Consider the following 13,819-nt stretch of genomic DNA (forward strand, 5'->3'; position numbering starts at 1 on the left):
TTAATTATCGTATTAAAATTATTCTACTTCGACAGGTCTCACCTTACGGATTAAAACCAATATCGATAAAACTGCCAGCGGTGCTAATACCGCAATTAATATAAACGCCGGAGCGTAAGATTGAACTGTAATTTGAGGGATTAACCAGTTCATAATTATTACCGAAACAGCACCTACACTACCAGCTAATCCAGCTAATGTACCTACTGATGGCCCTCTAAAAAGATCACTTGATAAGGTTTGAATATTACCTATTGCAAACTGGAATCCAAATAATACAACTCCTGTTATATAAATAAATGACATTGGACTATCTGGTTGAACAAAGAATATAATACCGAGCAGACCTAGGAAAATCAATACACCCCCTATGGTAATTGTTATTTTCCTAGCTGCATCTGTAGTTTTTGTTTCCATTAGCTTTCCGCAATACCAGCCTCCTAACAAACTACCGGCCATACCTCCTAAATAAGAGATCCAGATTGTAGAGCCTATTTGTTCAATGCTAAAATCATATTCTGAATGCAAATACAAAGGCATCCAGCCTACAAAAAGCCACCATATAGGCTCAATGAAAAATCGAGCAGATAAAACACCCCACGATTCTTTATAGCTAAGGATCTTAACAAGACTCAAACCTTTTTCTTTCTCATCGTCCATATCAAAAACATTTTCGATACTTCCCTGAGTTATAAATTTCTTTTCTTCTTCTGTAATCCAAGGATGTTTTCTAGGCTTTGCTTTGTTTATGAATAACCACGGAATAATCCAGATTAATCCAAGAAAACCTATTATTATAAAGGTAGTTCTCCACCCAAATTTACCATATAAAAAAGCTATTAAAACAGGAGCAATCACACTTCCTAAACTAGCCCCCGCATTAAAAATACCTTGTGCTACTGCACGTTGTTTTACTGGAAACCATTCTCCATTACTCTTAACAGCACCTGGCCAGTTACCTGCTTCACCCAGACCTAATAAAGCTCTAAATATAGTTAACGAGATTAGTCCTCTAGCTACTGCATGAAAAATCGAAGCTACAGACCACACGGTAATAGAAACAACAAAACCCATACGGGTTCCTATCATATCATATAATTTCCCAGAAAGAAACTTACCCGCGGCATACGTGATCATAAATACATTAAGCATAATGGCATAATCAGACTCGTCCATACCTAAATCCTTACCCATTTCTGGCCACATAACCCCAAAGGCAGTACGGTCTATATAATTGATTACTGTGGCTAAACAGATCAACCCGATAACCCACCAGCGTAATCCTTTTACTTTCATATTTGAATTATTTTATAACAATTGCCTAATAATTTGGCAAAAAAATCCTTGCTAAATTTTTATACTCAAAAATTTAGTGTTTATAATTTGTAAAATAAATGCTTGAAGTCGCAGTATTTAAACTACTAAAACTTGAAAGCTTCTTATAAATCTACGTTATAGCAATACTTATAAAGACTTTTAAAATGAACCTTCATAAGCTCTTTACTTTTCTGAACATCTTTGTTCTTAATAGCCTCGAAAATAGACTTATGCTCTTCAATACCTTTAAATGTTTGATCATCACCACAAACATGATATTTTTCAAAATTTGTAATGATTTCAGGAGTAATAATTAGCATAAGCGTATTTAAACTTGGATTTCCACTTGCTTTCGCAATTGCGAGATGAAAAAGTAAATCTTCCTGAACTGCATCCTCACCTAACAAGGCCTTTTCAGTGTAGGCGTCAAGCGCCTGCTTCATATGCTTTAATTGCTCTTCGGTACGTCGTTGAGCAGCTAGTCTAACCGTTTTTAATTCTAAAAGTATTCTGGTTTCGACTAATGATTTAAAATCAGGTTCCTCGAGATTTAAAATCTCGTTAATCATTCCATTTAACGCAGTAACTCCCAGTTTTGCTACAAATGTTCCACTTTGCGGAATAGATTCTAAAATTCCATAAAACTCTAATGACTGTATCGCCTCTCTAATCGCGCTTCTACTAACTTCAAACTTTTCAGATAACATGCGCTCCGATGGAAGTTTATCACCAGGCTCTAGATTTTTATAATTGATATGATCTCTTATCTTAGAAATGATATCATTCTGTAACCCTCTATTATCTGTTTTATTTAAAGCTTCTATCTTCATAAACATTAAAAAGTTTAAGGTTAAACTGGTTTACCAGATTGGTTTATCAAATTTAAGTATTATAAAACGATTTATAAAGTAAAAGTTAATCCATTAACCTAGCCTTGACTTTACGTGTGTTAAGGCTAGGTACCGGACTCCAAAAACTAATAAACAAACTTTAAACAAATACTTAAAATTTTAATTCTTAGTGACTAACTTCTAACTTATAGAATTTTACACTAGCATGTGATCCCGCATCTCTGGATTGAAAATAATTCCCAGCTTTGAAGTAGTTTTCAAATACTCCCCACTTCTTCATATGGATGTCATCATAAACGGCAAATTCTGTATTATTAAGACTTACAATCATTTTTCCGTCAGATACGTCTACTTCGATATTGAATTTTTTAAAACCTACTTCTTGATCAAAGGTGTGCCCTTCATCGTCATCCCAAGCATCTTCATGAAGAATATCCTCAGCAGAAGCATTTAAATCTTTTAAGACTTTTGTTTTGACCCGAATTTTTCCATTCTGCCAATAAATCTTAAGAATTGGAGGGGCATTGTTATCAGATTGACCAATACGTTCTTTCTGCTCATTTGTAAGACGCCCGTGGATTTGTAAAATAATTACACGGTGGTATTTGCCCTCACTATCTTTAGTAACTTCCTCCATGGCAATGCGGGCTTTTAACTTCCCTCCTTGCGCAAATGTCCAATTAACATTATCATCACCTGGAACCATTTGCTCCCTCAATTCTGATCTGCTGTATTTAGTATTTGCAGTTGTCGCGTTTGAAGGATAGGCGTGAAAAACCAGTGCTCCTGCTGTAGAATCATTGTACATAAATGGTTTCAAGACAGGATTTGTCGCATAGTTCAATATTTCTGGCGGCTCTACACTAATGGCGCCTCCCTTTCCTGATCCTTCAGGAATTGTAACCTTCCAATGCGAGAGATCAATATCGGGTAGTTTTATACGATCTTCATCTATTTGATTTTGATCTAAAATTACTTCCTCTTCTACAACCATAGGGCCATGCTCTTGTGAACAGGCAGTGGCACCTACTAGCTGTATTGCAAAAATAAGTATGTATTTATATAAGTACATAGTAACGAATAGTGATTTATTCCGCAGGAATTATAGAAACATCATCCAGATAAGATTCACTTGCATTTGATCCTGAATCAAATAATATAGAGATCTCTCCACTTGCTCCAGTTCCAAATTCTACAACTAATCTGTTGAAATTTCCTTTACCTCCATTTACATCTCCTACAGTCTGCCCCAATAAAGAAGCTGAAGAAAATTCACTATAGTTAGATAATTGACCGTCAATGACAGTTCCTCTTACTGTATCTCCGTCTGATTGTATAGCATAATATGCCGTCAAAATATACTTTGTATTTGGAGAAACCGTTACCGCTTGATAAGTAACTCTAGGACTGTTTGAACTAGCTGCAGTGTATTTTGCACCACGAGTACCATTGCGACCATCTGATGTTGTCTGATGAATGCTTCCACCACTTATTCTCCAGCAATCTCTACTATCACCACTACCACACACATCTGGTCCATCTTGAAAATCTGCTGCCCCTATAACTGGTGTAATTGCTGTAGGCGCCTCTGGCTCTACTATTGTTATATCTGAAGTAAAAGTGTCTGATTTACCTAAAGCATCTGATGCTGTCAAAGTAATCGTATAAGTACCTTCATCTGGATATGTATTTACCGCATCTACTGTTGTTGCTGTGTTACCATCTCCAAAATCCCAGACATAAGTTGTTGCACTTCCTGAGAAATTTGCAAAATTATAGGTTAGAAAATCAGCATCACTTTGCGAAGCAGTAAAACTTGCTTCGGGTGGCGTAAGATCTTCTATAGAACCCTCTTCTGGCAAATCGTACTCAAAATCACAAGCTGTTAAACCGAATAGCATGCAACCTGCAACTAGAAACTTTGAAAAGTTTATACCGGCTATTTGTTTTATAGTGTTCATCTTATAAATTTTTAAATTTTAGTAACCTGGATTTTGAGACATCAAACCGTTACTTAGGTTAATTTCTCTTTGTGGAATAGGCAGTAATAAATCTGTAGCATTAAAACTATATCCGTTTGCATCTGAAAATGCTGAAAGAACTTGTTGAGCAGCTCCAAAACGCACTAGGTCAAAAAAGCGGTGATTTTCAAAAGCTAATTCTACACGGCGCTCTGCAAGTAAATCTTCTTTCGTTATTGAAGTAACGGGAGTCGTTAGACCTGCACGATTTCTAACACGCTGAAAAGAATTTATTGCGGCAGTTGCAGAAGTTTGTTGACCACCTGCAAGAATCGCTTCTACATGCATAAGTAGCACATCTGCAAAGCGTAAAATAATCCAGTCGTTACCCGCTAATTCTGGATTACTTGCAGTAGGAGCAATTCCTAAATTTGCATCTCCGTTCGGGATGTACTTGGCAACTTGATATTGTGTAGGCTGCGCTGCATCTTGTCTGTATAAATATGGTGTTCTACTACCGCCAAGATTGTCTAATGCTTCACGAGCATCTGCCGTTACATAATTTACACCACTCGTACGACCTACAGAGTTTAACCATTCTGCAGAAATATTTTGACTATCTGAAGTAAGATCTGAAGTATATCCTATTGCAAATATTACTTCATTATTATTTTCAGTATAGAAAACATCTTTAAAATTGGGCTCAAGTGAAAACCCGCTTCCTATTACACTTTCTAATAGCGTTTGTGCTTCAGCATAATTTGTTCCTTGTGTTAAATACACTTTAGCAAGTAAAGTTTGTGCAGCTGCTTTTGACGCTCTGTTTTTGTATGTATTATCAAGACCTGAAACAGCAGTTTGCAAATCAGAAACAATAAGATTATAGACTTCGCTAGTTTCTACTCGAGTATATGAAATTTCACGTTCTAATGGACCAATTAAACGATCTATAAGTGGAATATCACCGTATAAACGAACTAAGTTAAAATATGCATATGCTCTTACAAATTTTGCTTCAGCTTCAAATGAAGCAGCCTTTTCTGGTGAAGCGGCATCCAGACTTGACAGTACTAGATTTGCTCGGTAAATAATCTCATAGAAACTTATATAATAATTACTTACAATACCGTTACTCGCTGTAACTGTATAGCTTTCAAATTGGGCAGCTTCCCCTTCGCTCGATTTCGTACGTGTATTATCACTACGCATTTCAGTAAGATAATATTCTCTCTGAATACTAAAATTGTCTGTTAGGTTGTTAGAATTAATTCCTTGAATTGCATCATACATACCTATCACTCCAGACTCAATCTCTTCATCATTAGAAAAGTAACTTTCTGAAGATACTGCAGATTCAGGAAGTGGCTCCAGAAAATCATCCCCACAAGACATTAAGAGTCCGGTGAAAATTAGCAGAATAAATGGATATATTTTTTTCATAATCGTGTTCTTTTTGCTTTTTATATTCTTAAAAATCAGCATTAATACCAAAAGATATTGTTCTGAATATAGGAGAACCACCACGCTGATACCCGTAAGTTGTAGGTGATGTATCATCTATAGACTCTGGGTTAAAACCTGTATAATCATCTGCAGTTAGATACATTAGGTTTTGACCGGCAGCATAAACTCTCATTCCAGTTAATCCTATTTTCGAAGTAAGAGTTTTTGGAAAATTGTAACCAATATTTACATTTCTTAATGCTACGTAAGATGCATCTTGCACTATAGAGTTTGTAAATATTTTTTCCTTAATAAATCCTTGATTAGGAGTTGTCTGAACATTGAAATCCTGACCGCTATTAAAGTGATTAAATATATACTGGTCACCCATATTACGTACTTCGGCTCCATGACTTCCTTGAAAAAGGAAACTAACATCTACATTACCTATTTTAAAATCATTAGATATACTCCATACTAAATCTGGATATGGACTTCCTAATATTGTTTTATCATCATCATCGATAAGACCATCTCCGTTTAAATCTTTTACGTATACATCTTGTGCTTCACCTCCTATTGGAAAATAAGGCTGTTGTAAATTTTCTAACGCAATTTCCTCATCTACAACCCAACCGTAGAAAGAAGATATTGGCTGGCCTTGAAGGTTAATCCATTCTGCAGCACGCTTATCATCTGTAATTTGAATTTGACCATTAGAATCTGCAAAATCGGTTAATTCATTATCATTCATAGATGCAAGAATCGTAGTACTCCATTGAAAGTTAGGAGTTGAAATATTACGAGTACGTAATTCAAATTCAACACCACTATTTACAACTTCACCAATATTTACAAGTGCATTTCTAAAACCAGTAGTAGAACTTACCGGGTTAAAAAGTAATAATTGATCACTGGTACGTTTATAGTAATCTACAGATCCTGTAATTCTGTTGTTTAAGATTCCAAAATCAAGACCTGGATTATATTCTCTAGAACGTTCCCACTGTAAATCTGGGTTTGCAATATTTAAAGCAATATAAGCTGATTGTAAACTGCCGTCTATAGTTGCAGAAGAAGGTCCTAATAAAGGTAATGAAGGATACAGGTCAATAATATCGCTACCCGTATCTAAATCTTTATTACCTGTAAATCCATAACTAAATCTAAATTTAAGAGAGCTTAATGTATTGCTTTCTTTTAAGAAATCTTCTTGAGCAATATCCCAACCTACTGAAACCGCAGGGAAATCACCATACTTGTTATCTGATCCAAAAACTGAACTACCATCTCTTCTATAACTTACAGAAGCTAAATACTTGTCTGCATATGCGTAGTTTACCCGTGCAAAATAAGATTGAAAACGCTCTGCAAATTTATAAGAGTCAATATTTGTTAATACAGTTGCAGCTGTAAGCGTACGTATTAAATCTGAAGTATAACCCGTTCCTAATGAACTCTCACCAGAATAATCCCACTTTTCAAAAGAGATACCTGCAAGCGCATCAAATTCATGTTCACCGAAATTTTTGTTATAAGTTAAAAATGTTTCAGAAGCAATGTGAATTTGAGTCTCATTAGATACTTCATAACTAGCGTCTGCAGCACCGTTTCTACTTGATAAGACACCTTGCCATCTGTCACGCTTTGTACTTTGGTAATCCCCAGAAAGAGTACTTCTTAATTTTAAATTATCATATAATTCATATTCTCCGTAAAAGTTTCCGTTAAGCTTAAATTTGTAATCATTACGATCGCGCTCGATTACTTTAGCAGCAGGATTGGTATTTGAAGTATCACTAATATCAATTAATGTTCCGTCGCCAAATAAGTCATAATTATCAAAGTGTCTTTGCACAGCATAATCCCCTATCTGAACATCAGGATAAACTGAACGATCTACATATTGAATTGTATTTGCATCATGGTAAACTGGTAACCATGGTGGTTGACGTAAGATATCGTGCGTAGAACCATCAAATCTTCTTGTGTTTGTATATGATGGCGCAAGGTTACCACCTATCTTAAATTTATCACTTACATCAGAATCAAGTTTTAAACGCAAGTTATAACGCTTATAATCATCTGTTAATAAAACACCTTCATCGTGTAAGTAACCTAAAGAGATGCTATACTTTGTATTCTCATTTCCTCCTCGCGCACTAAGTGAATGATTTTCAATCATTCCTCCATCAAATATAATATCCTGCCAATCCTGATCAATTCCTATTTGCTGAATATATTGAGTTCTGGGTGAAAGCGATCCGGTAGCGGCGAGTTCTGCAGCGGCAGTTTTAGCTACAGAAAAATAGTAAGAATCGCTCTGGCGCGCTTCTTTAAAGCCAGTGTAGCCTTGATAGCTAAATACAGTTTTACCTTCTTTACCTTGTTTAGTAGTAATAAGAATTACACCATTACCTCCACGAGAACCATATATCGCAGCAGATGCAGCATCTTTAAGAACATCAAATGATGCAACCTCACTCATATCTAAACTCCCTAAGAAATCGTTATCGACAACAAGACCATCTAAAACTATCAAAGGATCTGAGCTTCCGGTAAGAGACCCTGTACCTCTAATTCTGATAGTTGGAGCAGAACCTGCTTCCCCTTGTGTCGCCTGTACATTTACCCCAGAAATTTGACCCACAAGTGCATCATCTACACGAGATACAGGTAATTGATCCAAGTCTTCGTTAACCACACTAGAAACAGCACCTGTTAAGTGACTCTTTTTACGAGTACCGTAACCTACTACTACAACCTCATCAAGATTTTGAGCATCGTCTGCCAATGCTACATTAATTTCTTTTCTTCCATCTACCGATAACGTTTGCGTAGCGAAACCAACATAAGAAAATACAAGTTGTGAATCATCAGATACAGAGATCTCATAATTACCATCAAAATCTGTAACAACCCCCGAGGTTGTTCCAAATACTAATACGTTTACTCCCGGAACAGGACTGTTGTCCGAGGCGGCAGTTACTGTACCACGTACCATATATTTTTCTTGGGCAATTAATGCAAATTGACAGAGAAACATAATAAACGCAGTAGTTATAGTTTTAACATTCATAAGAAAAGGTTTATTCTTTAAATTATTACTACTTTATAAATAAGCTGATATCCACTTATTTACATTGGTATTCCAAAGTGGTTTACCAAATTGGTTTCCCAAATATATATATATAATTAAACCATAAAAAAAACGCACTAATGTTAAAATTTTTAGTTTTTAATAAAAAAGGCCATTTAAATTCGCATTAAGGAGATTTTGAATAGAGATTATTTAGAAAATCATAGTCTAAAAAAAAACACCTTAGCAATTGCTAAGGTGTTTTTAAATAACCAAACAAACTATCTACATAAAATCTTCTCGAATAGGACTAAATACATCGATTAGCATTCCATCCTCTTTACACAACGCTCCGTGCATTATGTGTGGTGGTATGTAAAAAGAGTCGCCACCTTTGAGTAGTTTTGTTTCTTCTCCTATTGTAACTTCAAACTGACCTTTTACAACATAAGTTACTTGAGCGTGATGATGCTCATGCATAGGCCCAATGCTACCTTCCTTAAAGTCTACTTGCACCATCATAATGGTATCATCATATCCTTTAATTTTTCTTTTCACTCCTTCTCCTACAGTTTCCCAGGCAATTTCATCTCCTATTAAAAACTCTTTACTTGCTCCAAATTTTTTCATGCTATTCTCTTTATCGATTAATAAAATAATATGGTCCTTCCCATGAGTATGAAGTTCCATTAAGGGTTAAACTATGTTTTTCTGAAGAATCTGCCTTCAAATTTGATATTATTAATAAGTTACTATTATCATCTTTATATGTGATTTCTAAAGCGGTATAGGTGCCGGTATTTTGTATAATATCGATCTTATCAATTATTGATTCTGTATTCTCTGCACGTTCAGTTACAGCATCGTACGTTCCGTGAGATTCTATTATATTAACAAAGATAGCATCTCTCGCGTTTGATTTCCGTATAATGATGCCGGGCTCTCTTCTTAAATTAAATACTGGATCATTTGCTCCTTGCCTCACAAATAATAAACTGTCTCCAACACTTGTCTTACTGCTTAGTGTATAAAACAGGTTATTATGCAACCAAGTTACTTTACTCAAATCTGAATTTGTAACTGCTGACGCCTCTTTCCACAAATGTTGATAGCCGTTTGACGTTCCTAATGGTTTAAGTATAGATTCTGAAACAGGATCTACAGAATAATCCATTAACTGACCTTTATAATAAAATGGTAAATCATATTGATTTGCATTCTTACTTTGTAATTTAAATATATCGATAATGATTGGTTTCATTCCTTCCTTCGGTGACAACATTGCTACTGTACGTAGCATTTCTGTTCCTTCATAGGCATTATGCTCTCTGGCACTTACAATCTGTATCAAATCATTGCTCAAATCTTGAAAGTGAAGTTGGGAATGAAATGAACTTCCCGTTTTGAAATCCCCGTTAAAATGAGATGTTTCATTTTGCACAACAGTGTTATGAGCGATGGTCTGCTTTGCCCATGTCGTATTTTCTTTTAGATAACCTCCACCATTTTTAGAATTTATATTTACAAAACGCGCTAAGCCATAATCAGGTATCACCTCATCACCATTCTCATATATTGAATAGGAAAGTTTATCGTAATGACCGTGGCTGTTACCCTGAGCACTGTACTTGAAGACTAATTCTAAATCACTATCCTCTTTAGAACGCAGTATTGTGAGACCACCTTGATTACCTTTAGGACCGTCAGTAAAGTTAACAGACCTTTTTTGATAGGGCTGAATTTCATTTCGCTTAAGACCTAATGCGACAGCCAGTCCGGCATCATCTAAGGTTACCTCATTTTGGATTTCTGCAATTGCTAACAACTCAGGATCTTTAGAACCATAGTGATATGCAATATCCACACTATTGACCAAGGCATTGTTGTAAAAAGACATTCCTTTTTGACCATCATTTAAAGGAAAAAATCCGCCTTTAGAATCTGTAAGATCTATTAATGCATAAACAGCCTTAATTTGTACACTATCTTTATAGGCAAGTACTTTTAATTCTGGCACCGTATTTTCTAGCGCCACAGAAAAAGCTAAAAAAGGATACATCGCATAGCGTTGATAATACGGTCCTTCTGTATAATATCCATCTGGTGAAAATGCCTCTTCTATATTTGCAATAAAACCGGCATCTTGTCCCGGCTTTTTAATTAGACCGCCATCATTATCTACCGCATTTGCATCAATACTGTCTTCTGGCAAACCATAAAGTGCATAATTTACTAATTGATTATCACGCATTGCAAGCCCCATCATACCCACAGCTGCATTACCCCACGTACTGTGATTATGAATACGATTAAAAAATTGCGGATTCTCCACGGAAAGAAATAATGCAAAAGGTTTAAATAATTTGGTTTCTAAAAACTTTCGATCCTTTGGGGATAACCAGTCATAAATCGCATCATAACCTTGGCTCATATTCACTAACCAGTTCGCATCATTAAGACATTGCCAAAATAGCTTTCCTCTGGAATAAGATCGCGTTTCTGGATGTAATGGCAGTTTTGGATACATTTGAGCGTATTCCATAAACATATCTTTGATGTAAGTAGCATACTTCTCATCCCCATATATTTGGAAAAGTACACCTGCTTTTTGCACTACGTCATAATTTTTTTTATGCTGTGTATGGGTGTAACCACCTGCCATGTCTTTAGGTATAGGGACTTCTATCTCTTCAACAATTATGGCATCTATTTCTGCTTTTGTTTGTGCTAATGATTTATCAAACAAGGGTATTGTTCCCAGATTCTCTTTAATTAATTCTAAGCCTTTATTTGTAATTAATAAACCGTGATGTGAACTACTATCAAAATTATAAACCTGCTTTTTTGATTGCCCTATAGCATTAAAAAACATACAGAAAATCAATAATTGTATATATACTTTGCTCATAATTATATTATTTCTTCATTTCGATTTTAATCGAAGCTCCCATTTTTAAAGTATTCATAACTGCAGCTATATTGCTATCAGAATCTTGGTAAGTAAATAAAATCTCTTTTGTACTTAGCGATCTTATTGTAATATCCCGCAAACCCTTTTCAATTATAACATCTGCAGGTTCAATAAAATCAAATTTAAGGTTGCTAACGGTTGTGTTTATGACATTGAAAAAATAAGATTTATTCGCTTTATTAAGTTGAATTGTTTTGATGCCAACTTTTGATGTTGGAGTATAAACAACAGACCAGTCTTTGATAGTTGGTTTTGAGCTTGTTTCATCTATACGATCTAGATAGGTTTTAAAAGGAACTACAGCTGTCACAAAACTAAAATTGGTTCTATCACTCACTTTTGGCATAGCCCATTCTTTTCCTCTTTTTCCACTTAATGAAACGGTATCCACTTCTTGAAGTTGATAAATGTCTAATCCACTGCCATTGTCAAACGAACTTCTTAATAACTGCGGAGCTTCTTCTAATGTGTAGTGACCCTGCCATACTTGCTTATAGTTATGCGGATTAGCCGAACTGAAATTATCTTTAACTATCCAGAAATCTGTATCAATAAATAACACCTGTCTAGAATATTCAACTCCGTTTTCTTCGAAACCTGAATGTTTGCCAATATATACATCAAGGGAATCTGTTGAATCAAACAACAATGTTTCTGGTTGAGGCAAGCTCCCAAATTTACCAAAGCCACTACCTCCTTTATTTGACTTGTAATCTACACCTTGTAAAAGAGTATCTACTAATGACACATTTTTTACTTCAGAATTTTTAAACAATTCTAAATCTTCTAAGGAATACCGAACTTGATAATTTGGTAGAATCACTCTTTCATTTGCAAAAATTTGCAGCCCCAGCATATCACCATGCTGGTGATCTGGTTTTTCTGCATCGAGACCGGCTGAGATAACAAGCATTGCATCGTTTTTATCCCAGCCTCCTCGCATAACATAATAGCCAGTTTCTGGTAATTGTAGAGAACCAAAAGAGGGCTTAGTACTTTTTATAGTTTTTAATTTATCTAATTGTTCTTTTTTCAGAAACCAATAAATCTTTGAGGAGACATTACTCTTTGCAAAATAACCCATTTCAGGATCTTCAAAAAGTAAGTAACCTAAGGTCAAAGTTCCTGATATATCATTACTTTCTGCCCAAGGCGCATCTGTATCATCAGAAAAAACAGGAGCAGATTTATCAGGATATGCAATTTTCACAAGTGTTGAAAATAGATTGCGCAGCTTGTTTTCAAAATTTGCACTCAATTTCACTTTGTTGTTTTGAGCCAATTGATATACATAAAAATAGTTTTCAATATCACTTATATGGTAATGTACTGAGCGCTCAAACTGAAAACCGTCTTTATTAATCTCCTTGTTTAGGTGCTGCTCTAATAAATCTAACGCTCTTTCTCTCCAGGCATCAGCATCCTTAAAATCATTAAATAATATAGACAACATTGCTAATGCAGACATCCCTCGCGTTTGGTGATTGCCTGCCTGAAATGTGTCATTCGTTTCATATAAATCTGAAGCGTGCTGCAATAACGTTGCTATTGTAAGAAGCTGGTCTTCGTCTGAGTATGCTTCAGAGCCTAAATATAAATTGTGTATTTGCAACCAGTTTAAAATTCGATATCCAGACCTAAATACTTCATAGATACCATTACCGCTTTCTATAGTCTCTACTTTATTGTTCTTTAAAGCAGTATTCAATGATTTTAACTGCTCTTTAAAGTAATTTACCTTTAGCGTATCTTTTCCTGTATAGTAATATTGCATAGCAACATCAACCATTTTGTGTTGTCTCGCTAAGTGACGTAATGCATAGACATCAACCGCTTCTCCATTTTTATAATTAAAAGGTAACTGCCACACGGTGTTAGCCTTATATTTATTTTGATGATCTAAAGCGCGTGTTACATGTGCATCCTTTTCCTCGTAGAGCGCGGCATATTCTTCAAAGCGTGCATTATTGTTTTCCCAATTATAGAAGAAACCATAAGAAAATTGCTCTCTAAAATAAGCGGCTAAGGTTTCCGAAGAAATAACTTTAGAATCGCCTTGTAATTTTTGTTTAGTATCTTCATTTAAATACTCAGAAAGTTCTGCAATATCCAAAACTCGATTATTTGGAATCTGTTGTGCTAAACTTTCAAAATTAACGAGAATAAGCGCAGTAAAGAAGATGATATTTTTCATAGT

9 protein-coding genes are annotated in these 13,819 nt (G+C 35.2%); all 9 read right to left on the reverse strand.

Annotation, left to right across the window (positions count from 1 at the left end; all coding sequences use genetic code 11):
• Positions 1-18: 18 nt before the first annotated feature.
• Positions 19-1,296 carry an MFS transporter gene (locus DSM00_RS09875; RefSeq protein WP_128757849.1) on the reverse strand — a complete coding sequence of 426 codons (1,278 nt, stop codon included), beginning with the start codon at positions 1,294-1,296 and terminating at the stop codon, positions 19-21.
• Between the two features lie 143 nt (positions 1,297-1,439).
• Entirely contained in the window at positions 1,440-2,147 is a 708-nt protein-coding gene (locus DSM00_RS09880; protein WP_128757850.1) for a FadR/GntR family transcriptional regulator, read from the reverse strand.
• A gap of 187 nt (positions 2,148-2,334) precedes the next feature.
• A complete protein-coding gene (locus DSM00_RS09885) occupies positions 2,335-3,240 on the reverse strand; it encodes a polysaccharide lyase family 7 protein (RefSeq protein ID WP_128757851.1) in 906 nt (301 codons plus the stop codon).
• Between the two features lie 16 nt (positions 3,241-3,256).
• Positions 3,257-4,129 carry a PKD domain-containing protein gene (locus DSM00_RS09890; RefSeq protein WP_128757852.1) on the reverse strand — a complete coding sequence of 291 codons (873 nt, stop codon included), beginning with the start codon at positions 4,127-4,129 and terminating at the stop codon, positions 3,257-3,259.
• A gap of 18 nt (positions 4,130-4,147) precedes the next feature.
• Entirely contained in the window at positions 4,148-5,569 is a 1,422-nt protein-coding gene (locus DSM00_RS09895) for a RagB/SusD family nutrient uptake outer membrane protein (RefSeq protein WP_128757853.1), read from the reverse strand.
• A gap of 28 nt (positions 5,570-5,597) precedes the next feature.
• Complete coding sequence (locus tag DSM00_RS09900) at positions 5,598-8,651, reverse strand: SusC/RagA family TonB-linked outer membrane protein (RefSeq protein WP_128757854.1); 3,054 nt, start codon at positions 8,649-8,651, stop codon at positions 5,598-5,600.
• A gap of 285 nt (positions 8,652-8,936) precedes the next feature.
• Complete coding sequence (locus DSM00_RS09905) at positions 8,937-9,281, reverse strand: cupin domain-containing protein (protein WP_128757855.1); 345 nt, start codon at positions 9,279-9,281, stop codon at positions 8,937-8,939.
• A gap of 10 nt (positions 9,282-9,291) precedes the next feature.
• A complete protein-coding gene (locus DSM00_RS09910; RefSeq protein WP_241652392.1) occupies positions 9,292-11,559 on the reverse strand; it encodes an alginate lyase family protein in 2,268 nt (755 codons plus the stop codon).
• A 7-nt stretch (positions 11,560-11,566) separates the two neighbouring features.
• Positions 11,567-13,816: a heparinase II/III family protein gene (locus tag DSM00_RS09915; protein ID WP_128757856.1), complete on the reverse strand. Its 2,250-nt coding sequence runs from the start codon at positions 13,814-13,816 to the stop codon at positions 11,567-11,569.
• Between the last annotated feature and the right edge of the window lie 3 nt (positions 13,817-13,819).

Origin of the sequence: Leeuwenhoekiella aequorea (assembly GCF_004104375.1) — a bacterium.
Lineage (GTDB): Bacteria > Bacteroidota > Bacteroidia > Flavobacteriales > Flavobacteriaceae > Leeuwenhoekiella > Leeuwenhoekiella aequorea.

What these genes read in the sequence shown, in the direction of transcription:
- DSM00_RS09900 (WP_128757854.1), bottom strand. Translation starts at nt 8,651, where the DNA reads ATGAATGTTAAAACTATAACTACTGCGTTTATTATGTTTCTCTGTCAA.
- DSM00_RS09885 (WP_128757851.1), bottom strand. Translation starts at nt 3,240, where the DNA reads ATGTACTTATATAAATACATACTTATTTTTGCAATACAGCTAGTAGGT.
- DSM00_RS09875 (WP_128757849.1), bottom strand. Translation starts at nt 1,296, where the DNA reads ATGAAAGTAAAAGGATTACGCTGGTGGGTTATCGGGTTGATCTGTTTA.
- DSM00_RS09915 (WP_128757856.1), bottom strand. Translation starts at nt 13,816, where the DNA reads ATGAAAAATATCATCTTCTTTACTGCGCTTATTCTCGTTAATTTTGAA.
- DSM00_RS09905 (WP_128757855.1), bottom strand. Translation starts at nt 9,281, where the DNA reads ATGAAAAAATTTGGAGCAAGTAAAGAGTTTTTAATAGGAGATGAAATT.
- DSM00_RS09910 (WP_241652392.1), bottom strand. Translation starts at nt 11,559, where the DNA reads ATGAGCAAAGTATATATACAATTATTGATTTTCTGTATGTTTTTTAAT.
- DSM00_RS09890 (WP_128757852.1), bottom strand. Translation starts at nt 4,129, where the DNA reads ATGAACACTATAAAACAAATAGCCGGTATAAACTTTTCAAAGTTTCTA.
- DSM00_RS09895 (WP_128757853.1), bottom strand. Translation starts at nt 5,569, where the DNA reads ATGAAAAAAATATATCCATTTATTCTGCTAATTTTCACCGGACTCTTA.
- DSM00_RS09880 (WP_128757850.1), bottom strand. Translation starts at nt 2,147, where the DNA reads ATGAAGATAGAAGCTTTAAATAAAACAGATAATAGAGGGTTACAGAAT.